The organism is Streptomyces sp. NPDC107454, from assembly GCF_055582885.1.
Map to the genome: position 1 here is coordinate 110599 of NZ_JBVJPA010000021.1, position 24417 is coordinate 135015.

The window sequence follows — 24417 nt, forward strand, 5'->3', positions numbered from 1 at the left end:
GGGCGTGAAGTTCACCGACGGCTACTGGCTGCTGCGCGAGGGCGTCACCGCGGCCCACCCGGTCGAGGTCCTCGACGTCAGCGCGTCCGACGCAACCCTCGACATCCACGCGCCGACCCAGCCCATCCGCCACCGCGGCGACCTGCTGAAGGGACCGGTCGTGACGATCAGCGCGCACGCGCCGATGCCGGACGTCATCGGCGTCACGTTCACGCACTTCCAGGGCGAGGAACCGCGCGGCCCCCGCTTCGAACTCCACCGGAGCGAGTTCTCCACGGTCGTGGAGCACGACGACGAGCACGCGACGCTCACCGCGGGCGCCCTGTCCGTCCGGGTCGCCCGCACCACCCCCTGGCACGTCGACTTCCTCGCCCACGGCCGTGTCCTCACCACCAGCGGACCCAAGGGCATGGGCATCATGCGGGACGCGGCCGGCGCCCACTATCTGCGCGAGCAGCTGAACCTCGGGGTCGGCACCCAGGTCTACGGCCTCGGCGAGCGCTTCGGCCCGCTCGTCAAGAACGGCCAGGTCGTGGACATGTGGAACGCCGACGGCGGTACGGCGACGGAACAGGCGTACAAGAACGTCCCCTTCTATCTGACGGACGCGGGCTACGGGGTCTTCGTCGACCACCCGGGCCGTGTCTCCTTCGAGGTCGCCTCGGAAGCGGTCTCCCGGGTCCAGTTCAGCGCCGAGACACAGCAGTTGACGTACTACGTGATCTACGGGCCGACCCCGAAGGACATCCTGCGCAAGTACACCCGGCTCACCGGCCGCCCGGCCCTCCCGCCCGCCTGGTCCTTCGGCCTGTGGCTGTCGACGTCCTTCACCACCTCCTACGACGAGGCCACCGTCACCTCGTTCATCGACGGCATGCGGGAGCGCGAACTCCCCCTCTCCGTCTTCCACTTCGACTGTTTCTGGATGCGCGAGTTCAACTGGTGCGACTTCCGGTGGGACCCGCGCGTCTTCCCCGACCCGGAAGGCATGCTGACCCGGCTGAAGGACAAGGGCCTGCACATCTGCGTGTGGATCAACCCGTACATCGCGCAGCGCTCCCCGCTCTTCGCGGAGGGCAAGGCCCTGGGCCATCTGCTCAGGAAGCCCGACGGCAGTGTGTGGCAGTGGGACCTGTGGCAGCCGGGCATGGCGCTGGTCGACTTCACCAGCCCGGCCGCCCGCGACTGGTACGCCTCGAAACTGGAGGCGCTGCTCGACCAGGGCGTCGACTGCTTCAAGACCGACTTCGGCGAACGGGTCCCCGTCGACGTGGCGTACGCCGACGGCGCCGACCCGGAACGCATGCACAACTACTACACCTACCTCTACAACCGCACGGTCTTCGAGGTGCTGCGGGGGCACCGGGGCGAGGCGGAGGCCGTCGTCTTCGCGCGCTCGGCGACCGCCGGCAGCCAGCAGTTCCCGGTGCACTGGGGAGGCGACTGCGAGGCGACGTACGCGTCGATGGCGGAGTCGCTGCGCGGCGGGCTGAGCCTCGGCATGTCCGGGTTCGGGTTCTGGAGCCACGACATCGGCGGCTTCGAGGGAACACCGACGCCGGCCCTCTTCAAACGGTGGATCGCCTTCGGGCTCCTCTCCTCCCACAGCCGGCTGCACGGCTCGTCCTCCTACCGGGTGCCGTGGCTGTTCGACGAGGAGGCCGTGGACGTGCTGCGGCTGTTCACCCGGCTGAAGCTCGGCCTCATGCCCTATCTGTACGAGGTCGCCCGCGCCGCCCACGCGGAGGGCGTGCCGATGATGCGGGCGATGGTCCTCGAATTCCCCGAAGATCCGGGGTGCGCGCACCTGGAACGGCAGTACATGCTCGGCCCGGACCTGCTGGTCGCGCCCGTCTTCAGCGACGAGGGAGACGTCTCCTACTACGTTCCGGACGGCACCTGGACCCATTTCCTCACGGGGCGCACGGTGACCGGTCCGCGCTGGGTGCGCGAGCGGCACGGCTTCAGCAGCGTGCCGCTGCTGGTGCGGCCGGGCGCGGTGATCCCGGTGGGCGCGGTGGACGACCGGCCCGACTACGTGTACGCCGACGGGGTCACGCTCAGGGCGTACGGGCTGGAGCGGGGCGCCCGGGTGACCGTGCCGGTCGGCGACGTGACCTTCACCGTCGTACGGGAAGGAGACACGCTCCGGGCGTCCTGCAGTGATCCCTCGGCACCCTGGGGGCTGGCCTGCGGGGAGCGGACCGCGCGGGCACAGGCGGGGACCGGGTTCCTCACGGTGGAGCCGGCCTGATGGTGAAGATCACCGATGTGGCGCGGCACGCCGGGGTCTCCCCCAGCACCGTCTCCTACGCCCTGAGCGGCAAGCGCCCCATCTCCGAGGAGACCCGGCAGCGCATCGAGGCCAGCATCCGCGAACTGGGCTACCGCCCGCACGCCGGGGCGCGCGCCCTCGCGAGCAGCCGGTCCAACGTCCTGGCGCTGGTGGTGCCGCTGCGGGCGGGCATCCATGTGCCGGTGGTGATGCAGTTCGCGGTGTCGGTGGTGACGGCGGCGCGCAGGCACGATCACGACGTCCTGCTGCTGACGCAGGAGGAGGGCGAGGAGGGGCTGCGGAGGGTCGCGGACACCGCGCTGGTGGACGCGCTGATCGTGATGGACGTCCAGCTGCACGACCCCAGGCTGCCGCTGCTGCGCGCCCTGGACCGCCCCTCGGTCCTCATCGGGTTCCCTGCCAGGCCCGCCGGGCTGACCTGTATCGACCTGGACTTCAAGGCGGCGGGCGAGCTGTGCGTCGAGCGGCTGGCGGGGCTCGGACACCGGGTCGTGGCGCTGGTCGGGTCGCCGCCCGAGGTGTACGTACGGGGGACGGCGTTCGCCCAGCGCGTGGTGGAGGGCTTCACCGCCGCCGCCGATCGGGGCGGGCTGGCGTCCTCCGTCCATCCCTGCGAGGCCTCGCCCGCCGCCGCCCGCCGGGTGGCCGAACAGCTCCTGCGTGAACAGCCGGCGCTCACCGGCGTCGTCGTGCACAACGAACCGGTCCTGGAACCGCTGATCGACGCCTTCGAACAGCTCGGTCTGCGCGTCCCCGTCGACCTCTCCGTCACCGCGATCTGCCCGGACGAGCTCGCCGAGAACGTCCGCGTCCCCGTCACCTCCGTCGCCATCCCGTCCACCGAGGTGGGCGCGCGGGCGGTGGAACTGCTGATGAAGAAGCTGGGCGGCACCGACGTACCCGAGGCCACGCTCCTCGCACCCCGGCTGACGGAACGCGCGAGTACCGCACCGCGCACGCTGACCCCTTGAGGAGCCGTGACATGAGGAAAGGCAAGAGAAGCAAGGGAAACAGAGGAAGCAGGAGAAGACAGCGGGCCTCCCTCGTCCTGGCGCTGGCGCTGACCGCCGGTCTGACAGCCCTCGTTCCGGCAGGGGCGGACGACCCCGCGTACGCCTTCCGCGACCCCCGCCTCCCCGTCACCGCACGCGTGAACGACCTGCTGGGAAGGCTGACCCTCGACGAGAAGGTCGCCCTCCTCCACCAGTACGAGCCCGCGATTCCCCGCCTCGGCATCCAGTCCTTCCGCACCGGCACCGAGGCCCTGCACGGCGTCGCCTGGCTCGGCAGGGCGACCGTCTTCCCGCAGGCGATCGGTCTCGCCTCCACCTGGGACCCGGCGCTGATCCAGCAGGTCGGCTCGGCGGTCGGCGACGAGGCGCGCGGCTTCCAGCAGGAACGCCCCGACGGCTGGGGCCTCAACCTGTGGGCACCCGTGGTCAACCTGCTGCGCGACCCGCGCTGGGGACGCAACGAGGAGGGCTACTCCGAGGACCCGTATCTCACCGGTTCGATCTCCACGGCGTACGGCGAGGGCCTGACCGGCGGCGACCCCGACCACCTCAAGACGGCCCCCACCCTCAAGCACTACCTCGCCAACAACAACGAGGTGAACCGCGCGACCACGTCCTCCGACCTGCGCCCACGCGTCCAGCACGAGTACGACGAGGCGGCCTTCAGACCGGCCGTCGAGGCGGACGCGACGACGGGAGTGATGGCCTCGTACAACCTGGTCAACGGCCGCCCCGACACGGTGAACCCGGACCTGGACGACGTCGTACGGACGTGGACCTCCCGAGACCTCCTGAACGTCACCGACGCCTTCGCCCCGGGCAACCTGCTCCCCGGCACCCAGAACTACTATGACACGCTCGCCGAAGGCGACGCGGCGGCGCTCAAGGCGGGCATCGACAGCTTCACGGACAACAACGGCGACTCGGCCCCGACGACCACGGCCGTCAAGTCGGCTCTGAGCACCGGCCTGTTGAAGGAGTCGGACGTCGACACGGCCGTCTCCCACGTCCTCGCCGTCCGCGTCCGGCTCGGCGAGTTCGACCCGAACGGCGGCAGGTACGGCTCGATCGACCGGTCGGTCATCAACAGCCCGGCCCACCAGAAGCTGGCCCGCGAGGCGGCGGCGGAGAGCGCGGTCCTGCTCAAGAACGACGGCGTACTGCCCCTGAAGGCCTCGGCGAAGAACGTGGCCGTGGTCGGCCCGCTCGCCGACACCCTCTACACGGACTGGTACTCGGGCACGCTGCCGTACGCGGTCACGCCTGCCGACGGCATCGCCACGAAGCTGGGCACCCCGGTGGGGAGCAGCGAGGGCGTCGACCGCATCGCGCTGAGGGACACGGCGACGGGGAAGTACGTGACGGCGGGCGCGTCGGTGGCCGGCGGGGCCCTGAAGGAGAGCGGCGAGACAGGGGTGGCGGCCCAGTTCGACGCGTTCGACTGGGGCTCCGGCATCGTGACCCTGCGTTCGGCCGCCAACGGCAAGTACGTCGGCTACAACTGGTCGAACTTCGTCAACGACCAGGTCCAGCCCAACGGTTGGTACGTCCAGCAGCAGTTCAAGCTGGAGCGGCAGGACGACGGCACGTACCTGCTCCGGTACGCCGGATACGAGACCACCGAGTCCTGGTGGTCGAACCCGGTCTACCTCGGTCCGACGGGCCCCGACGGCACCCTGGGCCTGGTCGAGAAGTCGGAGGCCGCCCACTACTCCAAGGACGTCGTCCGCAGCGGTGTGGACGAGGCCGTGGCCGCGGTGCGGGGCAAGGACACGGCGGTGGTCGTGGTCGGCTCGATGCCCGCCATCAACGGCCGCGAGGCCCACGACCGTACCGACATGGGCCTGGCCCCGTCGCAGGAGGCCCTGGTCAGGGCGGTGCGCGCGGCGAACCCGAAGACGGTCGTGGTCATGGAGAACAGCTACCCGACCACCCTCGGCACCCTCCAGAAGGAGGTCCCGGCCCTCCTGTGGACCACCCACGCGGGCCAGGAGACGGGCAACGCGCTCGCCGACGTCCTCTACGGCGACACGAACCCGGCGGGCCGCCTCACCCAGACCTGGTACCGGTCGGCCTCGGACCTCCCCTCGATCCTCGACTACGACATCATCAAGTCCGACCGCACCTACCAGTACTTCAAGGGGCGGCCGCTCTATCCCTTCGGCTACGGCCTGTCGTACACGACGTTCCGCTACGGCGCGCTGAAGAGGGTGGACGGCGGCTACGAGGTGGCGGTCACGAACACGGGCAAGCGGGCGGGCGACGAGGTCGTCCAGCTCTACACCCACCAGCGGGCGTCGAGGGACAAGGAGCCCCTGAAGCAACTGAAGGCGTACGCGAGGGTGTCCCTGAAGCCCGGCGAGACGAGGACGGTCCGGCTGAAGGTCCCTGCGAAGGACCTCGCGCACTGGGACGTCACCCGCTCGAAGTGGGTGGTGGAGAGCGGCACGTACGACGTCCTGGTCGGCGCCTCGTCCTCCGACATCCGCTCCCGGACGTCATGGACGGTACGGGGTGAGACGATCCCGCCCCGGGACCTCACGAAGGTGACCCGGGCGGAGAACTTCGATGACTACTCCCCCGGCCCCGTCCGTCTGGTCGACGAGTCGAAGGCGCGCGGGACGGCGGTGGGCGCGACGGCCGACGGGGCCTGGCTGAAGTTCGCGGACGCCCAACTGGGTTCTGGAGTGTCCGAGTTCAGCGCACGCGTCGCCGGTTCGTCCGGCACGGTCGAGGTCCGGCTGGGCTCACCGACCGGCCCGCTCGTCGGCACCGCTCGTACGGGCGGCACGGCTTCCCCGTACGACTACACGACGGTGACCACCGCCCTCACCGGCGCGGCGAAGGGGCGTACGGGCGTGTATCTGGTGCTGAGCGGGGGTGTGCGGCTGTCCACGTTCACCCTGCGCTGAGGCGGGTCAGCCGGCCTCGATCAGGTGATCCACGTCGGAGACGTGGTACTCGCCGTACCCGAAGCGCTCGCCGATCGCCTTGTACCGGTCGTACCGCTCCTGCGTGAGTCGCACGGACAGCGTGTTCAGGACACGGAGGAACAAGCGGAACCCGAGATCGGGATCGATCCGGGTGACCACGTGTTCCAGCGCGTCCATGACGTCCGTGGCGGGAACAGGATGCCAGTGGCGGCTGGCGGTCTTGTCCGCCACCGCGGGCGCCGTCTCCCGGACTTCCCGCAGCACCGTGTCGGCGAGTTCGGTGCGGGCGGGCGCCACCACGGGTGTGTACGCGGGGGCGGCCTCCCTCAGCCGCTCCCGGCACACGTCCGCGATCAGCCGGAGCCAGTCCCGGCCGTCGGTACTCCCCGGCTGGTCCGCGGCCCCTGCCCACAGGGCGGTGACCGCGGCGTCGGACAGTGCGGACCGCAGCAGCCGGAGCGCGTCCTCCAGGAGGACGGCCGCCGCGGAGCCCGGGGTCTGCCCGATGTCGTCGCCCTCGGCTGCCTTCCGGATCTCCTCCCGGCTTTCACGCCAGTCCTGATGTGCCTGCCCGGCGAGGCGGGAGAACCCGAAGTCCCAGGTGGCATCGCGGCGGGCGGTGTCGATGGGCGGCCACGCGATGTCGAGACCGGAGTCGATGAGCGCAGCGGGGTGGCCGAACCTCTCAGCGAGCGCTTGGAACCGGTCGTACCGCGCCTTTTCGATCCGCACGGAGTGCACCTTCAGCGCGCGCAGGAAGAGCCGGAAGCCGAGCTCGGGATGCACGCGGACGGCCACCTCTTCGAGGGCCGACAGGGTGTCCGGGGAAGGGAACCGGGTGTCGGGGGAAGGGAGGGAACCGGCCGACGGCTCGCGACAGGACCGTATTTCCGCGATCTCCGCGATCTCCGCGACTACGTCGTCACGCACCTCGTCGGCCGCCGGCCGCCAGGCGCCCCACCACGAGGAAGGTGCCGGGCGCCGCCCGGCGACTTTCCGGGGTGGCCGTGCGGCGCAGGTCTCGTCGATGCGCCGCAGCCAGTCACGGGCGCTCATGCCGTGCGCCGCGGGATCCCACCCGCCTCCGGCGGCCGCCCGCCACACGGCCTGGATCGCCTCGTCCGGCAGCGAGGACTCGACGAGCGCGCGCACGTCGTCGCGCAGCTCGTCGGCGTACCCCCACTCGTCGTGGCTGGTGTCATAGCCGAGGATGCTCCGCTCATCCGCGCTGAGATGGTCGACGCTGCCCACGGGAAACTCACGGTCATACGCGTCGAGCTTCGCCGTGACGAGCCCGAGTGCCGTGCCGGTGTTCTCCGGAGCGGGTGAGAGCGTGAACGCCTCGGTCAGCCCACTGAGCCCGAAGTCCGCGTCGTAGTCCACGAAGTACGGCTCCTGCCGTCCCGTCACAGTCGTCCCCTCCAGCGTTTCAGGTCTCTCACGGCGCACACGAACCGCACGTCACCGGTCGCCGTGTTCGGCGGACGTTCACAGCTTCCGGTCCCCCTGCCAGGTGACCGACGTCATGGCGGCCAGGCCGCCGTTCGCCAGGCCTTTGTAGGTCACTTTCCGGGCAGGGCCGAGCTCGTGCGCGACACGTCTCGCCAGCTCCGTCCCTTCGTGGAACAGCCGCTCCCACTCGTCGTCGTACTTACCGTCCTCCCGGTCCCGCAGGTCCAGGTTCACCGTGGTGTCGATGTTCTTCGCCCACGCGTACAGATCGGCCACCAACTCCTCGGACAGATGGAGACTGCCGACGGGACCGTCCGGTGCGAAGTCCCCGAATCCCTCCGCGCGGAGCGGGTACCACTTGAACTCGCCCTCGACCACGATGTGGAGCGGGTGCGGGGGCTCGCCGTGTTCCTCGAGGACCCAGTCCAGGCGTCCGCATCCCCAGCACACGAACTTCGCCCTGGCCTGCCTCTCGTCCCAGTACCGCACCACCCAAGCGGGCCCCAGGTGTCTCGCCACCGCCTGGGCGACCTCCAGGCCCCGTTCGACGTGCTTCAGCCTGTGCCGGCGGGACGGGAAACCGTCCGCCGGGCGGGACAACGACCAGGAGCGCAGCGCATCCGCCACGTCCGCCGGGAGAACCAGCCCGTCGTCGCCCAGCGGGGTGTTACGGGTGAAGGCGCCGGGGTCCTCGTGGTCCCCGGGATCCTCCGGCTCGTACACCGGAGACGGCTCGCCCCCGGCGCGGACGAGCAGGTGCCGGGGTTCGTCGTGGATCAAAAAGCGTGCTTCCCGTTGTTCCGCCATGAGTTCCTCGCGAGGATATGTGCCGCCCACGTACTTCAGCTGGATGATCACGCATGACAAAGGCCCCGCCGCTCGAAAGCGACGAGGCCTGTGCCCACATGGGATGTGGAGGTCCGGGAGGACCTCCTGATCGTGGAGATGGCGGGAATCGAACCCGCGTCCACCGGTGCAGAATCAGGGCTTCTCCGTGTGCAGTTCGCTGCGATTTTCTCGGCCCCGGTGATCACGCGAACAAGTCGCCGACGGGCCCAGTCACTGTTTGATTTCCCATCGAACCCCGTGACCGGGCTCGATGGTTTAGTTCCCTAGATTATGCCAGGGTCCGGGTCGGGAACACCCCCGGGCTGACACCCATTTAGGGTCCTTCAGTCGCTGTTATTAGGCAGCGAGGGCGAAGGACTGGGAATCGCTCTTGGAATTGGCGATTATTGGTTGCGACATATGGTTAACGAGATCATTGTCGCTTCCTCGACACGCTTCCCCTGCTTCGACAGCCGCTGTCGAAACCGATCATCCCCATGTTGTTTTTTCAAGCCCCTCCGAAGAGGGTTGCGCACCCGTTGTGAGGTGCAGATCCCATCGTACGTGACCAACGCACGTCGATGCCACCGTATTCCCGGCGGACACCCGGGGGCTTCCCGGCGGCTACTCGCCCCGCTGCTTCCGCTTCGCCGCCGCGATCGCGCGGTCCGACTCCCGGCGGTCCTGCTTCTCACGCAGGGTCTGCCGCTTGTCGTACTCCTTCTTGCCGCGGGCGAGCGCGATCTCGGCCTTCGCCCGGCCGTCCTTGAAGTACAGGGCGAGGGGCACGATCGTGTGACCCGTCTCCTCCGACTTCGACGCCAGCTTGTCGATCTCCTCGCGGTGCAGGAGCAGCTTGCGCTTGCGGCGCACCGTGTGGTTGGTCCAGGTGCCCTGGCTGTACTCGGGAATGTGCGCGTTGTGCAGCCACGCCTCGTTCCCGTCGATCTGGACGAAGCCGTCGGTCAGCGAGGCGCGTCCCTGGCGCAGCGACTTCACCTCGGTGCCGGTCAGGACGAGCCCGGCCTCGTAGGTGTCGATGATCGCGTAGTCGTGCCGTGCCTTCTTGTTCTGCGCGACGATCTTGCGCTTGCCGTCCTTGGCCTTCGCGGCCCCTCCGCCCTGCTTGGGCTGGGACTCCTTCGGTACGTACATTCCCTTACTCATAGTGCTGACCATTTTCGCACTACAGGGGGGTCCGGGGGAAAGCCGATTACAAGAGCGCCGAGCCGGTGGCTACGAAGGGTCGCCGAGACCACTGAGCACGGTCGCCGCCCGCTCCAGGGCCTCCGCGTCCACCTCCAGGTCGGGGGTGATGCCCCGCCCGTCGACGGTGTGCCCGGCAGGGGTGCGGTAGTGGCCGACGGTCAGCTCGGCGACGGAGCCGTCGGGCAGCCGGCTCGGCATCTGGATCGAGCCCTTGCCGAAGGTCCTGGAGCCCACGACGACCGCACGGCCGCGGTCCTGGAGGGCCCCGGTGAGCAGTTCGGCCGCGCTCATCGTGCCGCCGTCGACGAGCGCGACCAGGGGTCTGGTGGTGTCGCCGCCGGGATCGGCGTGCAGGGAGCGCTGCGCGCCGTTGACGTCGTAGGTGGCGACGAGGCCACCGTCGAGGAAGGCGGAGGCGGCGGTGACGGCCTCGGTGACCAGTCCGCCGGAGTTGCCGCGCAGGTCGAGGACGATCCCGGCGTGCTCGGGGGTCTGCTCGACGGCGGCCCGTACGGCGTCACCGACGCCCTTGGTGAAGGCGGCGACCTTGATCACGGTGACGTCGCCGGGGAGCTTGCGGACGGTCAGGGAGTCCGTGGACAGCCTCGCCCGGCGCACCGTCTCGCTCCACGCGCGTGTACCGCGCTCCAGACCGAGGGAGACCTTCGTACCGGCGGCGGCGTCGTCCGCGTCCCCGCGCAGTAACGAGACGACCTCGGTGACCGGCCGGCCGTCCACCTTCTCGCCGTCGACGCTGCGCAGCCGGTCGCCCGTGCGGATCCCGGCGGCGGCCGCGGGCGAGCCGCTCTGCACCCGGGTCACCTCGATACGGCCGTCACTCTCGCGCCGGGCCCACAGCCCCACGCCCGTGTACTGGCCGTCGAGGGCCTCCTCGAACTCCTCGTACTCGCCCTGGGAGTAGACGGCGCCCCAGCGGTCCCCGCTGCGGCTGACGGCCCGCTCGGCGGCCTCCATGGGGGACTTGCCGTCGGCCATCGCCTCGGCGGCGGCGTCGGTGACCGTCTCGCGGTGGGCCGCCGGGGTCGAACGCGCCGAGGGGGACGGGGATTTCCGGTCGGGATCACCGAAGGACCCGGTCGCGGCCCCCGCGACGAGGACGCTCGCGAAAAGCAATGTCAGGGCGGCCCCGCGGCCTGCGCGGCGGGGCTGACAGAACAGGTCTCGGCCTGACATGGCGGTGAGTCTAGGACAACGCAAGAGGCCGTACCGCCGGTTGGCAGTACGGCCCCCTTGGCATGCGTCACACCTTCAGGTACTTGCGCAACGCGAAGAACGCCGCAAGCGCGGGCATCAGCAGACTCGTCGCGAGGATGAGCGGCAGCTTGGTGAGCACGGCGTCCCAGCCGATGAAGTTGATCAGATTCAGCTTCTGGGACAGCGCGAGGCCGTGATCGATGATGAAGTACCGCGCGACCACCAGGAATCCGCAGGCGACGCCGCCGCCGATCAGTCCGGCGACCGCGGCCTCCATGATGAACGGCGCCTGGATGTAGAACCCGGAGGCGCCCACGAGCCGCATGATCCCGGTTTCCCTGCGCCGGCTGAACGCCGAGACGCGCACCGTGTTGACGATCAGCATCAGGGCGACGACGAGCATCATCGCCATCACCGCGCGCGCGGCCCAGTTCATGCCGTTGAGCAGCCCGAAGAGGTTGTCCAGGATGCCCTTCTGGTCCTGCACGGACTGCACGCCGTCACGGCCGTCGAAGGCGGTCGCGATGACCTGGTACTTCTGCGGGTCCTTCAGCTTGATGCGGTAGGACTCCTGCATCTGGTCCGGCGTGAGGGAGCTGGCCAGCGGGGAGTCGCCGAACTGCTCCTTGTAGTGCTTGTACGCCTGGTCGGCCGACTCGTACGAGACCTTCTCGACGACGGACATCTTCTTGAGGTCGCCGAGGATCTGGTCCTTCTGCTCGGTGGTCACGGCCCCCTTGGCGCAGTGGGCATCGGACTCCGCGTCGCTCTTGTTGCAGAGGAAGACCGAGACGTTGACCTTGTCGTACCAGTAGCCCTTCATGGTGCTCACCTGGTCGCTCATCAGCAGCGAACCGCCGAACAGGGCGAGGGAGAGGGCGACCGAGACGACGACCGCGAAGGTCATCGTCAGATTACGCCGGAGACCGACACCGATCTCCGACAGAACGAACTGGGGGCGCATGACGTCTGCTAAGCCTTTCCGTGGACCGTCGTCAGTGCTGGTAGCCGTAGACGCCGCGCGCCTGGTCGCGGACGAGGCGGCCCTGCTCCAGCTCGATGACGCGCTTGCGCATCTGGTCCACGATGTTCTGGTCGTGCGTCGCCATCAGCACGGTGGTGCCCGTCCGGTTGATGCGGTCGAGCAGCTTCATGATGCCGACGGAGGTCTGGGGGTCGAGGTTGCCGGTCGGCTCGTCCGCGATGAGGAGCTTGGGCCGGTTCACGAAGGCTCTCGCGATGGCCACGCGCTGCTGCTCACCACCGGACAGCTCGCCGGGCATCCGGTCCTCCTTGCCGCCGAGCCCGACGAGGTCGAGCACCTGGGGCACGGACTTGCGGATCTCTCCGCGGGACTTGCCGATGACCTCCTGCGCGAAGGCGACGTTCTCGGAGACCGTCTTGTTCGGCAGCAGGCGGAAGTCCTGGAACACGGTCCCCAGCTGGCGGCGCATCTGCGGCACCTTCCAGTTGGAGAGGCGCGCGAGGTCCTTGCCCAGGACGTGCACCTGGCCTTGGCTGGTCCGCTCCTCGCGGAGGATCAGCCGCAGGAAGGTGGACTTTCCGGAGCCGGAGGACCCCACGAGGAACACGAACTCACCACGCTCGACCTCCAGGGTGACATCCCTGAGAGCGGGGCGGGTCTGCTTGGGGTAGACCTTGGAGACACTGTCGAATCGGATCACGGATGCACCACGGGTCGCCGGGGGTAGGTGAGCGTGACCATACGCGAACCGGGTGCACGAGCGCAGTCGCCGGTCAGGGTTGCGCGGGGGTTGTGCGGGGCTTGTGCGTTTTTGTACAGGTCTTTGGTGGGGACCTTTTGTACGGGCCTTTGTACGGGCACCCCGTAGAGGCGCGGGGAACCGCGCGCCCGGCCCCCAGCGGCCGGCAGCCGCGAACCAGACGCAGCCCGCTCCTGCGGAAGCGCCCGTTTCCCTGCCTAACCCGCGGAGCACAGGGCAGGATAAGGCGAGCCGCGCCGTTTCCCGCGGAACCTGGCACAGTGGAAGGGGAACGGTTGCGTTCCCCGCGGCGTTATGTAAGCGGCGGAGGACGGCGCAAGGAGGGCAAGCGCATGACGTACGACCGATTGGTGTGCGCGAACTGCGCGGCGCCCGTCAGTGAGGGCCGCTGCCCGGTCTGCCGCGCGAACCGGGAGCGGCTGCAGCAGGAGAGCCCCTTCGCGGGGCTGAACCCGATGGCGCTGATCGCGCTGCTCGCCGTGCTGATCGCGGCGGTGGCGCTGCTGGCGCACCAGACGGTATGAGTCTCCCGAGAGCAGCGGTGTGACCTCAGTCACCATCTCAGGTGGTCATCATGGTGGTCACCGTGGCGTTCATCATGATGGTCACCGTCCGAGACGGCCGGTCACTTTGTGAACCATCCCGAGCATCGCTGATGTGCTTGACGCGAGAGGGGCCCGGAGCAGTCCGCTCCGGGCCCCTCTCGTGCTGCGCTCAGCTGCGTCAGGCAGCGGCGCCGCGGCCGTTCGCGAGGCGCGGCAGCAGACGGAAGCCGATACCGCCCGCGATCATCGTGGCGGCGCCGACCAGCAGGAACGTGGTCTCGGCGGCACCCGTCTCGGCCAGCTGCCCGTTCTTGCCCTGGGCGGAGGTGTCGGACGAGGTGTTCGCGCCGGTGTCGGTCAGACCGGAGGAACCCTTGCCCTGCTCGACGGGCTTGGCGCCGCCGTCGGGGTTGCTGTCATTGCCACCGGTGCCGGTGCCGGAACCGTCCGTCGGGCTGTCCGTCGGGTCGGTGGGCTCGGTGGGGTCCTCGGTGGGGTCGGTGGGCTCGTCCGTCGGCGGCGCGGTGGTGGGCGTGGCCGGGTCGGTCGGCGTGCTCGGGATGGTGGGCGTCGCCGGGGGCGTGGTGCCCGGCTCCGTCGTCGGGTCGGTCGGGGTGGCCGGGTCGGTGGGAATGACCGTCTCGGTCGGGGTGGCGCTCGGGTCTCCGTCAGCCGTGACACCGACATCGAAGCCGGAGGCCGAGGCGGCACCCGCGGCAGTCAGCGAAGCACCGGCGGCGATCACCACACCGGCTGCTATGCGTGCCACGCGGATCCGCGTCTTCTTGGTCATCTGCTTGCTACCCCCAGTAGCTGATCGTCAATGGAGCAGCGCCCGGGGCCACGGCGTCACAGGTGGCTCACTCAGCCCCCCGGTTCACATGCGCCCCGGAGATACGCATGCCACGCGTCACCCTTCCCAGTTTTCACAGCAACGTCAAGGTCGTTGCGTACGCGATGTCCGGATCAGTGACATTTGCCTGCCGTGCGGACATGTGACTGTGACGTAAAACCCAGAAATCCCGCACACAAAAGGCAACTGCCGCCCGACGGGCGGCAGTTACCTTGTCGACAAAGAGGCATCGAGGTGATGCTTGATACCTCGAACTACTTCTCCTGCTGCTTGCGCCAGCGAATTCCGGCCTCGATGAATCCGTCGATCTCCCCGCCGAAAACGGCCTCGGGGTTACCGACTTCGAACTCGGTCCGCAGGTCCTTGACCATCTGGTAGGGGTGCAGGACGTACGAACGCATCTGGTTACCCCAGGAGTTGCCGCCGTCGCCCTTCAGGGCGTTCATCTTGGCCTGCTCCTCCTGGCGGCGCCGCTCGAGCAGCTTGGCCTGGAGCACGTTCATCGCGCTCGCCTTGTTCTGGATCTGCGACCGCTCGTTCTGGCAGGAGACGACGATTCCGGTGGGGAGGTGGGTGAGGCGCACCGCGGAGTCGGTGGTGTTCACGCCCTGGCCGCCGGGGCCGGACGACCGGTACACGTCCACGCGCAGCTCGGACTCGTCGATCTCGATGTGATCGGTCTGCTCGACGACGGGCAGGATCTCGACACCCGCGAAGGACGTCTGGCGGCGCCCCTGGTTGTCGAACGGCGAGATGCGCACGAGACGGTGGGTGCCCTGCTCCACGGAGAGCGTTCCGTACGCGTACGGGACGTGGACGGCGAAGGTGGTGGACTTGATGCCCGCCTCTTCCGCGTACGAGGTCTCGTAGAGCTCGGTCTTGTACCCGTGGCGCTCGGCCCAGCGCAGGTACATGCGCTGGAGCTTCTCGGCGAAGTCGGAGGCGTCGACGCCGCCGGCCTCGGCACGGATGGTGACGACGGCCTCACGGGAGTCGTACTCCCCGGAGAGCAGCGTCCGGACTTCCATCTCATCCAGCGCCTTCTTGACGGCGACGAGCTCGGACTCGGCCTCGGCACGGGCGTCCGGGTCGTCCTCCTCCTCGGCCATCTCGAAGAGCACGCTCAGATCGTCGATACGCCCGCGCAGCGCCTCGGCCTTCCTGACCTCCGCCTGGAGGTGGCTCAGCTTGCTGGTGATCTTCTGCGCCTCGTCCGGGTCGTCCCACAGGGACGGCGCGGCCGCCTGCTCCTCGAGCACGGCGACATCTGCCCTCAGCTTGTCGAGGTCCAGGACGGCCTCGATCGACTCCATGGTCGAGGAGAGGGACTTGAGCTCTTCGGATACATCGACGACTGCCACGCCTCCAGCGTAACGGCTGCCGCAAGCGAGGCTCGCCCCTCGCCCGACGGGGGGTCCCTCCCGGGGCCAGGGGCGAAGCCCCGCCCCTCAGGGGCGCGGGGAACCGCGCGACCAGCCCCCGTCGGCCCGCAGCCAACCAACCACCAGCCGGGGGGCCAGGGGCGAAGCCCCAGCCTCCAGGGGCGCGGGGAACCGCGCGACCAGCCCCCACCCACCCGCGGCCGAACAACCGGGGTCCGGGGCGGAGCCCCGGGCCGGAGTGGAGGTCAGGGAGACGCCGGGGCCGAGTTCTTCGTGTCGTGCGGCGTCGCCCCCGCGTCGTCACCCGACGTGGCCAGCCACGTACCGACCCCCACCGCGGCGACAAGCACCGCCCCCGCCACCCCCAACGTGATCCGACGCCGCCGCGCCGACGCCCGGTGCCGAGCCGACCCAGGCCGAGGCGCCCCCGCCGCCCGCGGCGCCCGAGCCGTCCCGCGCGCCCCACCCGCCAGCTCGTCCGGCCCCGGCACCCGCATCGACGTGTGCGTGTCCCGGTTGGAGTCCGGCGCAGCCCCCGGCACCAACGGCACCGCCCCCCGCCGCACCCGCGAAGCCGGCTCCGTCGGCTCCGCCGTCTCGCCCCCCTCGGGGACGTCCTGCGCCGACTCCCCGTCCGGTTCGTCGACGTCCAGCGGCGGCATCCCTGCCAGCAGCGGCAGCTGCTCCCGCAACCGCGCCCCCAGCTCGGAGGCCCGCAACCGCGACGCCGGCGCCTTGGCCAGGCACTGCACGATCAGCTGCCACAGCTCCTCGGGGATCCCGGGAAGCGGTACGACCGTCTCGGTCACGTGCCGCCGCAGCACCGCCCCGGGATGCCCGCCCCCGAAGGGCGTGAACCCGGCGAGGAGCTCGTACAGGACGGTTGCCAGGGCGTAGATGTCGACGGCGGCCCGCGGCGGCAGCCCTTCGATGATCTCGGGCGCGAGATAGTCCGGCGTCCCGATGATCTTCGTGGCCCGGGTCCGCCGCGGCGAGTCGATGAGTTTGGCCACACCGAAGTCCGTGAGCAGCGCGGGGTGCGAGCCCCCCGGGCCCAGCGGCCCCTGCATGTCCAGCAGCACGTTCTCCGGCTTCACGTCCCGGTGCACGACCCCGGCCGCGTGCGCCGCCGCCAGCCCGTCCGCGACGTCGGCCACGATCGCGACCGCGGCCTCGGGCGCCAGCCGCCGTTCCCGGTCGAGCCGGGTGCGCAGATCCGTGCCCCGTACGAGGTCCATGACGAGCGCGAGGTCATTGCCGTCGACGACGAGGTCCCGTACCGCCACGACGTGCGGGTGATCGAGCCCGAGCAGAGCCGTGCGCTCCTGTACGAAGCGGCCCACCAGCTCCTGGTCGGACGCGAGGTCCTCGCGCAGCAGCTTGATGGCGACGGGACCCTCAGGTCCCTCACCGAGCCACACCGTGCCGGCGCTGCCCCGCCCCAGAATCTGGTGGGCGGTGTACCGGCTCCCGATCTTCCGTGCCAAGACTGCTCCTACTGACGCGTGTTGCCGCTAAAAGTACGCGTCCGAAGAGCCAACCTTCACTCCGGAGACGGAAATCACCCGTCAGATGTCGACAAATCCCCAGAGTCGCGAGGAAACCGCGAGGGATTCACCGGGAATCAAAAGGGAATCGGCGGGAGCTAGTTACCGGAACCGCCGAGATCCCCGATCCACTTGGTGGCGGTGGTGAACCCGTCCTTCAGCACACTCCAGTACCCCTTGGTCGTCCCGATCCAGTGCTGGAGCGGGCTGAACTCCCAGACCAGCCAGCCGGCGACGAACAGAATGACGATCGTGAACAGGCAGCCCTTGAGGCAGCCGAGTCCCGGGATCTTCATCGGGTTGGCGCTGCGCTGCCGCGGCTCGCGCGACTGACGGGGCGCCGGTGCCTCGGGCTGCTGCGGCTGGGGCGCGTACCGCTGAGGCTGCTGCTGGGGCGCGGGAGCGTACCCCTGCGGCTGCTGCTGCCGCTGACGGCGCTGCGACTGCTGCTGGGGCTGCTGCTGAGGCGCGTACTGCTGCGGCTGCTGCTGATACCCGTATCCGGGCGGCGGCTGCTGTCCCTGCGGCGGGCGCTGCTGTTGCTGCGGGCGCGCGACCTGCCGCTGCGGACGGCGGCGCAGCGGGTCCTGGTCGGGGTCGAGGTACTGGACCTGGGTCTGCTCGTTGCGGTCCCGGGCCGCGCGCAGCTGGTTCTGCCAGGGGTGCGGGTCCTCGCCCTGTCCCGGCTGCCCGGGCTGTCCCGGCTGGCCGCCCGGCTGGTGCGGGGGCACCGGCGGCATGACGGCGGTCGGGTCGGCGGCACCGCGGTGCGGCAGTACGGCGGTGGGGTCGGCGGCGCCGGGCATGCCGGGGGCGCCGGTGTGCGGCAGGACGCTGGTCGCGCCGTTCGGGTCGTAGGCCCCCGGGGCGCTGTGCGGCAGCACCTGCGTGGGGTCGGCCGCGCCGGGCACGCCCGGCACCGCGGCCGGCGCCGGGTCGGGGGCGAGCAGCGCGCCCACGCCCTCCGCGGCGGCGATCTGCGCGGAGTTGGCGTGCACACCGATGCCCTGGGCGACGGTGCGCAGCCCGCGGGCGAGGTTCTCGGCGCTGGGCCGCTCGTCCGGGTTCTTGCGCAGGCAGCGCTCTATGACGGTCCACAGGGGGTCCGGGACCGTGGAGGGGCGGCGCGGCTCGGCGCTCAGGTGCTGGTGCAGCACTTCGAGGGCGGACTCGCCGGCGAACGGGGGACGCCCGGTGACCAGCTCGTACAGCAGGATGCCCGCGCCGTAGATGTCTACGGCGGACGTCTGCGGGCGTCCCTCGGCGGACTCCGGCGCGACGTACGCGGGCGTGCCGACGAACTCGTGGGTCCGGGTGAGGCCCGGGGAGTCGGCGAGCCGGGCGATGCCGAAGTCGGTGAGCATCGGGTGCATCTGGCCGCCGTCCTGCTTGAGCAGGACGTTCGCGGGCTTCAGGTCGCGGTGCACGACACCGTCGGCGTGGCTGGCGGCGAGCGCGTCGGCGACCTGGGCGGTGAGGAGCGCGGCGGCGACCGGCGAGAACGGGCCGTTCTCGCGCAGATAGCGGTGCAGGTCGGGGCCGTCGACCAGGTCCATGACCAGGGCGAGCAGGTCGCCCTCGACGACGAGGTCCCGTACCCGCACGATGTTCGGGTGGGTCAGGCGCAGCAGGACGGAGCGCTCGCGGAGGAACCGCATCACGATGTCCGCGTCGTTGGCGAGCTCTTCCTTGAGGACCTTGATCGCCACGGTCTCGCCGGGCTGGCCCGCGACGGCCGCCTCGGCGCCCGCGGTCTCCCGCTGGCGGGCTCGCCAGACAGTGCCTGTGGCGCCGCGCCCAAGCGGCTCCTCAAGGAGGTACTTGCTCCCTACCGGCCGCACGTCATGCGCTCCCTGTTGCTTGCTTGCCTGGTCCGTCCGCCGTCGTCAACATGCTGCGGCGGTTTCCGCCCCACTGTAGTGCCGAGACACCTGGCACCGGACTGTCGTCTTCCCGCGCTTCTCACTGCTTCCCATGAGCACCTGTGCTTCGCATAAGCGCTTACGTACGCGTTCCCGCGCATGTTCGATGGAAAGACGCCCGCATGCGGCGGTTGGTTGCCGATCGGCGTCCACGGGGGCGACGTGACCGATCTCAAGCGGGCACCGGTCGGGCACTGGTCAGGCACTTTTACGGGCAGAGCCGACCAATCAAGATCACTTGCCGGTGGGTGGCGGGCGTGTTGTCAGTGACAGGTGCGAGGATGCCTTCAGTACTGGCCGACGTGCCCGTGTGCGGTGGGGGAATCTGCGGTGGGGGACCGCGGCACAGCCTCGCCCTCCTCGCGGGTGCCTGCGCGGAAGGGACCGCTGGCGGCGATGCAGATCCGGCTGACCGTCGTAGACCCGCTGGGCTCGCCCTCGGAGCCGCGGGGGCGAGCCGCGGCCTGCGATGTGCTGGTCACCGCTCCCGCCGGGACGGCGCTGGCAGCGGTGGCGGCGGGTCTGGCCTCGGCGGTCGGCGGTGAGGGCGCAGGCCAGCACGACCGCGGCCGGGAGCTCGGCGGAGGTCCCGTCGTGCTGTACGCGGGCGCCGAGCGCCTCGACGGCCAGCGCTGCACCCTGGGCGAGCCACCCCTGACGGACGGCGCCGTGCTGTCCCTGGGCTGCCCCGCCGAACCCGGTCCCGACGTGGACGGGGTCGCGGCGCGGCTCCATGTCGTCGCGGGCCCCGACGCGGGCGGCGTCCACCTGCTGCACGGCGGCCGGATCGACATCGGCCGCTCCGCCGACGCGGACGTCCCGCTGGACGATCCCGACGTCTCCCGCCTGCACTGCGCGGTCACGGTCACCCCCGAGGGCCGCGTCTCGGTCGCCGACCTGGGCTCGACGAACGGCACGACGCTGGACGGCACCCAGGTCGGCACCCGCCCGGTCCGCTTCGGGCAGGGCGCGCTGCTGCGCGTCGGCGAGTCCGCCCTGCGACTGGCTCCGCCCGGTGGCGCGGATCCGGTGGGCACGACACCCGACGGGGAGGGCCACGTCAGGGTCACCACCCTCACCGGTACGGCCACCCGCCCGAAGCCGCCCACCGGCCCCGGCCCCTCGTCGCCCTCCGCCGGTCCCACCGGTCCCGCCGGTCCCGCCGGTCCTTCCGCCCCTGTCGTGCCCCACGCGCGCGTGGGAGGCGCCTCCGGTGCCGGCGCGCTGCCCGTGCCGCCCGTCGGTGACACACATCACGGCTTCGGATCGGCGGAGTGGGGAGCCGCGGGCGGTGTCCCCGGGGCACAGGAGCACGGGCCGGTCGTGCCCGAGCAGGGCCGTGCGCCCCGGATCGAGAGCAGGCCCGCGCGGCCGTCCGGCCCGGACGCGTCGGGGGGCGGAGTCACGCCCCGGGCCACGGACGGTCCGGAGCCGGGCACCCGCAAAGGCACACCCACGCGAGGCACCGACGTGCCACCGGGGATGCGCAAGCGGAGCGGGTTCGGCGCGTGGGCGCGTCGGCTGACCGGCGGCCGGGGCGAGTTGCCGGGCACCGGACCGGGAGATCCGTACGAGACGGACGGGGATGACGGGGCGGCGGAGTTCCTGGCGGCCTCCCTGCCCACGCAGGCCCCGGAGAGCTGGCCCGATCCCGCGACGCTGCTGCTCACCGCGCTGGGTCCGGGACCGCGGCTGTGGGAGCGCGGCCCGGGCCACCCGGAGACGCTGACGGTGCGGCTGGGCACGGCGGACCGGGCGGCGCCCGACGGTTCGGGACTGGTGCCCGCGGTGCCGGTGACCGCGGGCCTGCGGGAGGTCGGCTCGCTGGGCCTGGCGGGGCCGCGGGCGCGGCTGGCCGGGCTGGCCCGCTCGGTGGTCGCCCAGCTCGCCGCGCTGCACTCCCCCGACACCCTCGACATCGTCCTGATCAGCGCGGACCGCTCCCGCCCCGTGGAGGAGCGCACCGCCGAGTGGTCCTGGCTCGGCTGGCTCCCGCATCTGCGCCCCACCCACGGCCAGGACTGCCGTCTCCTCCTCGCCTACGACCGTGAACAGGCGACGGCACGCACGGACGAGCTCCTGCGCCGCCTGGAGGACCAGCTCACGGAAACAGGCGGCGCCCGGGGCACGTACGACAGGGCCGATCGCGTCCCCGTGGACACGCGGGGCGGCGCACGGCGCCCGTCCTGGGCCCGCGACGAGGACCCGGCGGGCACCGACCGGGACTTCGAGGGGCCGTTCACCGTGCTCGTCGTGGACGGGGACCCCGGAGGCGCCGACGTACGGGAGGCGGTGCTGCGGCTGACGCACGAGGGCGTGCGGGCGGGCATACACGTGGTGTGTCTGGCCGAGACGGTGTCCGCGTCGCCCGCGTCCCCGGTGACGGAGACGTACGGGGCGGCCTGCGAGGCATCACCGGCGTTCCGGGAGTGCGGGGCGGTCGCGCTGCTCAGCGGGGATGTGGCGACGGCGCTGCGGCTGATGCGGGTGGGATCCGACGGGCCCGTGGGGCACGGCACGGTCGCCGCGGTGGACGCGGTGTCACTGGCCTGGGCGGAGCGTTTCGCGCGCGCACTGGCCCCCCTCCGTACGGACGGGGCGCACGCCGACCGCCACGCGCGTGTGTCCGCGCCGCTCCCTCAAGCGGCCCGTCTGCTGGACGAGTTGGGACTGGCCCGGGCCACCCCGGCATCCCTCATGGCGCGTTGGGCGGACGCGGCGGACGACACGGACGCGCTCGGCGGCCGCGGCCGGGCCGTCCTCGGCGCCGGCCCGCGCGGCCCGGTCGCCGTGGACCTCCCCGCCGAGGGCCCGCACCTGCTGATCGAGGGCCCGCCCGGCAGCGGTCGTACGGAGCTGCTCCGCGCGATCGCCGCGTCCCTGGCCGCCGCGGAGCGCCCCGACCGGCTCGGGATCGTGCTGATGGACGGGCGGGACAGCACCGGCGGCCACGGCGCGGGCCAGGGAGCGGAGGGGCTGCGGGTCTGTACGGACCTGCCCCACGTCACCACCCACCTCACCGCCAACGACCCCGTGCGGATGCGGGAGTTCGCCCAGGCGCTCAGCGCCGAGCTGAAGCGGCGGGCCGAGCTTCTGGGCCGGCTCGGCTTCGCGGAGTGGCACACGCGCGGCGAGGTGTCGGGCCGGATGGTCACCCAGCGCTCCCCCAAACCCTCCCCGGGAGCGAAGCCCGGCTCCGCCTCCCCCTCCGTCTCTCCCGCCGCCTCCGGCGCCGCGGATCTCGACGCGCCCCCCAGTTCCACCCTGCGGCTGCGCCCGGCGGCCGCCCGCGAACGGACGGATCCGGGCCCCCCGTTGGCCCGTCTCTTCGTCATCATCGACGACCTGGACGCGCTGCTCTCCCCCGCGCTGGGCTCCCCGGGACGACCGGCGGCCGGTTCGGTCGTACGGGCTCTGGAGGCCGTCGCCCGCGAGGGTGACCGCCTCGGTGTGCACCTGGTGGCGGCCGCCGCGGACGACGGCCGCACGGCGACCACCGAACTGGGCCGCGCCGCCTCGCTCCGTATCTCCCTCGACCCGGTGTCCCCCGGCGCGGACGAACCCGCCCCCGGCCGGGGTCGCCTGTCCACTCCCGACGGTCGCCTCACGCCCTTCCAGGCCGGCCGGGTCACGGGCCGCATCCCCCGCACGGCCACCCTCCGCCCCACGGTCGTTCCCCTCGAATGGCACCGCATGGGCGACCCCCCGGCCCGCCGCCCCGTCCGCGAACTCGGCAACGGCCCCACGGACCTCGCCCTGCTGGCCAGCGCGCTCGAGCGGGCGGCGAGGTCGGTGGCGGCCGTGGAGATACCGTCGTTGCTGTAGGTCTTCGACGGCCGTACGCGACACCCGGCCCTCATGAACGCGCTGCCCACACCGGCCCCGTCCGCACCGCGTGCGCACAGCCGCCCACGTCACGACCCAATCACGATCACCCGTTTGACAGCGCAGGCGCTCTTGCCGCCCTCGATGCCCCGGGCGTAGACCAGAGCGCACGGGACAGCGCCGGACGTTCGACGAAGAACGAGAACGGGGCAGTGATGCACAGAGCTCTTCGTACACACAAGTCGCCCAACCACTCGACGCACAGGTCACGCAGAGCCGCACACCACCGCGGGTCACCCAGGGCCGCGCAGGCCGCCGCAGCCGCCGTCGCCGTCGCGCTCGCCCTCACCGCGTGTGGCGGTGGCAGCAAGGACAAGAAGGAGAACGGAGGTACGAGCAGTGCCAGTGCGAGCGGCGACACCGTCACCCTCCCCAAGCTCGACGGCGAGAGCCTCGAAGTCGCCGCCGTCTGGACCGGCGAAGAGCAGAAGAACTTCAAGACGGTCCTCGCGGAGTTCGAGAAGCGCACCGGTGCGAAGGTGACCTTCGTGGCGGCCCAGGACCCGATCATCAACTTCCTCGGCTCGAAGATCGCGGGCGGCCAGCCGCCGGACGTCGCGCTGCTCCCGCAGCCCGGCGCCATCAAACAGGCCGTCGACAAGAAGTGGGCCAAGCCTCTCGGCCCCGAGGCCGTGGCCGAGCTCGCCAAGAACTACTCGCAGGGCTGGCAGGACATCGGCAAGGTGGGCGGCAAGCAGTACGGCGTGTATTACAAGGCCGCCAACAAGTCGCTGATCTGGTACAACGCCAAGGTCTTCGAGAACGCGGGCGCGAAGGAGCCCCAGACCTGGCAGGACCTGCTGACGACCGCGCAGACGGTCTACGACTCCGGTGTCACCCCGTTCTCCGTCGGCGGCGCCGACGGCTGGACCCTCACCGACTGGTTCGAGAACGTGTATCTCTCCCAGGCGGGCCCGGAGAAGTACGACCAGCTGAGCCAGCACAAGATCAAGTGGACGGATCCGTCCGTCAAGCAGGCCCTCACCACCCTCGCCGGGATCTGGGGCAAGAAGAACTACATCGCGGGCGGCGCGAACGGCGCCCTGCAGACGGAGTTCCCGAACTCCGTCACCCAGACCTTCACCGGCGGCGACCAGCCCAAGGCGGGCATGGTCTTCGAGGGCGACTTCGCACAGGTCAACATCGGCGAGACCAAGGCCAAGGTGGGCACGGACGCGAAGGTGTTCCCGTTCCCTGCCGTGGGCAGCACGGCACCCGTGGTCTCCGGCGGCGACGCGGCCGTCATCCTGAAGGACTCCAAGGCGGCGCAGGCGCTGGCCACCTTCCTGGCCTCCCCGGACGCGGCGACGATCCAGGCCAAGCTGGGCGGCTACCTCTCCCCCAACAAGAACGTGCCGAACTCGGCGTACCCGAACCCGGTGCAGCAGAAGATCGCCAAGTCCCTGATCGCGTCGGGCGACGACTTCCGTTTCGACATGTCCGACCAGGCCCCGCAGGCCTTCGGCGGCACGCCCGGCAAGGGTGAGTGGAAGGACCTCCAGGACTTCCTGAAGAACCCGACCGACGTCGCGGGCACCCAGGCGACGCTGGAGAAGGACGCGGCGGCGGCGTACGGCAGCGGAAGCTGATCC

Annotated in this window: 16 protein-coding genes and 1 other RNA gene; 6 read left to right on the forward strand and 11 right to left on the reverse strand. The window is 70.9% G+C overall.

What is annotated here, in order from left to right; genetic code table 11:
* Positions 1-4: 4 nt before the first annotated feature.
* From yicI to ACZ69M_RS41785, 3 genes are read left to right on the forward strand one after another with little or no spacing between them, the layout of a single operon-like run.
* Positions 5-2254, forward strand: a complete 2250-nt coding sequence (gene yicI / locus ACZ69M_RS41775) for an alpha-xylosidase (protein WP_470058365.1) — start codon at positions 5-7, stop codon at positions 2252-2254.
* Positions 2254-3267, forward strand: a complete 1014-nt coding sequence (locus ACZ69M_RS41780; RefSeq protein ID WP_388540300.1) for a LacI family DNA-binding transcriptional regulator — start codon at positions 2254-2256, stop codon at positions 3265-3267. The genes yicI and ACZ69M_RS41780 overlap by 1 nt, the downstream gene beginning before the upstream one ends.
* Before the next feature lie 11 nt (positions 3268-3278).
* On the forward strand, positions 3279-6221 hold the full coding sequence (locus ACZ69M_RS41785) for a glycoside hydrolase family 3 protein (protein WP_470058367.1): 2943 nt from the start codon (positions 3279-3281) through the stop codon (positions 6219-6221).
* 6 nt (positions 6222-6227) lie between these two features.
* Here the strand turns inward: ACZ69M_RS41785 and ACZ69M_RS41790 are convergent, their stop codons facing one another.
* From ACZ69M_RS41790 to ftsE, 7 genes are all read right to left on the reverse strand, one after another.
* The gene (locus ACZ69M_RS41790; RefSeq protein ID WP_470058369.1) at positions 6228-7652 is read right to left on the reverse strand and encodes a hypothetical protein; all 1425 of its coding nucleotides are present in this window, start codon (positions 7650-7652) and stop codon (positions 6228-6230) included.
* 78 nt (positions 7653-7730) lie between these two features.
* The gene (locus ACZ69M_RS41795; RefSeq protein WP_470058371.1) at positions 7731-8552 is read right to left on the reverse strand and encodes a hypothetical protein; all 822 of its coding nucleotides are present in this window, start codon (positions 8550-8552) and stop codon (positions 7731-7733) included.
* A gap of 79 nt (positions 8553-8631) precedes the next feature.
* Positions 8632-9019, reverse strand: a transfer-messenger RNA (tmRNA) gene (ssrA, locus tag ACZ69M_RS41800).
* Positions 9020-9146: 127 nt separating this feature from the next.
* The gene (smpB, locus tag ACZ69M_RS41805; RefSeq protein ID WP_054229635.1) at positions 9147-9689 is read right to left on the reverse strand and encodes an SsrA-binding protein SmpB; all 543 of its coding nucleotides are present in this window, start codon (positions 9687-9689) and stop codon (positions 9147-9149) included.
* Between the two features lie 69 nt (positions 9690-9758).
* Positions 9759-10925: a S41 family peptidase gene (locus ACZ69M_RS41810; RefSeq protein ID WP_470058373.1), complete on the reverse strand. Its 1167-nt coding sequence runs from the start codon at positions 10923-10925 to the stop codon at positions 9759-9761.
* Positions 10926-10992: 67 nt separating this feature from the next.
* Positions 10993-11910: a permease-like cell division protein FtsX gene (gene ftsX / locus ACZ69M_RS41815; protein ID WP_470058375.1), complete on the reverse strand. Its 918-nt coding sequence runs from the start codon at positions 11908-11910 to the stop codon at positions 10993-10995.
* Positions 11911-11941: 31 nt separating this feature from the next.
* Complete coding sequence (ftsE, locus tag ACZ69M_RS41820; RefSeq protein ID WP_067379910.1) at positions 11942-12631, reverse strand: cell division ATP-binding protein FtsE; 690 nt, start codon at positions 12629-12631, stop codon at positions 11942-11944.
* Between the two features lie 392 nt (positions 12632-13023).
* Between ftsE and ACZ69M_RS41825 the strand changes: the two genes are divergently transcribed.
* Complete coding sequence (locus ACZ69M_RS41825) at positions 13024-13215, forward strand: hypothetical protein (RefSeq protein WP_095854342.1); 192 nt, start codon at positions 13024-13026, stop codon at positions 13213-13215.
* Between the two features lie 199 nt (positions 13216-13414).
* Here ACZ69M_RS41825 and ACZ69M_RS41830 read toward each other — a convergent pair whose 3' ends face one another.
* From ACZ69M_RS41830 to ACZ69M_RS41845, 4 genes are all read right to left on the reverse strand, one after another.
* Positions 13415-14029 (reverse strand): LPXTG cell wall anchor domain-containing protein, encoded by a 615-nt coding sequence (locus ACZ69M_RS41830; protein WP_470058376.1) that lies wholly within the window; start codon positions 14027-14029, stop codon positions 13415-13417.
* Positions 14030-14343: 314 nt separating this feature from the next.
* A complete protein-coding gene (prfB, locus tag ACZ69M_RS41835) occupies positions 14344-15450 on the reverse strand; it encodes a peptide chain release factor 2 (protein ID WP_470058378.1) in 1107 nt (368 codons plus the stop codon).
* Positions 15451-15716: 266 nt separating this feature from the next.
* Positions 15717-16958, reverse strand: coding sequence for a serine/threonine-protein kinase (locus ACZ69M_RS41840; protein WP_352048979.1), 1242 nt, complete (start codon positions 16956-16958; stop codon positions 15717-15719).
* A 158-nt stretch (positions 16959-17116) separates the two neighbouring features.
* Positions 17117-18859, reverse strand: coding sequence for a serine/threonine-protein kinase (locus tag ACZ69M_RS41845; RefSeq protein ID WP_470058380.1), 1743 nt, complete (start codon positions 18857-18859; stop codon positions 17117-17119).
* A gap of 477 nt (positions 18860-19336) precedes the next feature.
* Here ACZ69M_RS41845 and ACZ69M_RS41850 point away from each other — a divergent pair, with 477 nt between their 5' ends.
* Positions 19337-22765, forward strand: a complete 3429-nt coding sequence (locus ACZ69M_RS41850; RefSeq protein WP_470058453.1) for an FHA domain-containing protein — start codon at positions 19337-19339, stop codon at positions 22763-22765.
* A 215-nt stretch (positions 22766-22980) separates the two neighbouring features.
* Positions 22981-24414 carry an ABC transporter substrate-binding protein gene (locus ACZ69M_RS41855; protein ID WP_470058382.1) on the forward strand — a complete coding sequence of 478 codons (1434 nt, stop codon included), beginning with the start codon at positions 22981-22983 and terminating at the stop codon, positions 24412-24414.
* Positions 24415-24417 lie beyond the last annotated feature (3 nt).

What these genes read in the sequence shown, in the direction of transcription:
- ACZ69M_RS41780 (WP_388540300.1), top strand. Translation starts at nt 2,254, where the DNA reads ATGGTGAAGATCACCGATGTGGCGCGGCACGCCGGGGTCTCCCCCAGC.
- ACZ69M_RS41785 (WP_470058367.1), top strand. Translation starts at nt 3,279, where the DNA reads ATGAGGAAAGGCAAGAGAAGCAAGGGAAACAGAGGAAGCAGGAGAAGA.
- smpB (WP_054229635.1), bottom strand. Translation starts at nt 9,689, where the DNA reads ATGAGTAAGGGAATGTACGTACCGAAGGAGTCCCAGCCCAAGCAGGGC.
- ACZ69M_RS41810 (WP_470058373.1), bottom strand. Translation starts at nt 10,925, where the DNA reads ATGTCAGGCCGAGACCTGTTCTGTCAGCCCCGCCGCGCAGGCCGCGGG.
- ftsX (WP_470058375.1), bottom strand. Translation starts at nt 11,910, where the DNA reads ATGCGCCCCCAGTTCGTTCTGTCGGAGATCGGTGTCGGTCTCCGGCGT.
- ACZ69M_RS41825 (WP_095854342.1), top strand. Translation starts at nt 13,024, where the DNA reads ATGACGTACGACCGATTGGTGTGCGCGAACTGCGCGGCGCCCGTCAGT.
- ACZ69M_RS41830 (WP_470058376.1), bottom strand. Translation starts at nt 14,029, where the DNA reads ATGACCAAGAAGACGCGGATCCGCGTGGCACGCATAGCAGCCGGTGTG.
- ACZ69M_RS41850 (WP_470058453.1), top strand. Translation starts at nt 19,337, where the DNA reads ATGCAGATCCGGCTGACCGTCGTAGACCCGCTGGGCTCGCCCTCGGAG.
- ACZ69M_RS41855 (WP_470058382.1), top strand. Translation starts at nt 22,981, where the DNA reads ATGCACAGAGCTCTTCGTACACACAAGTCGCCCAACCACTCGACGCAC.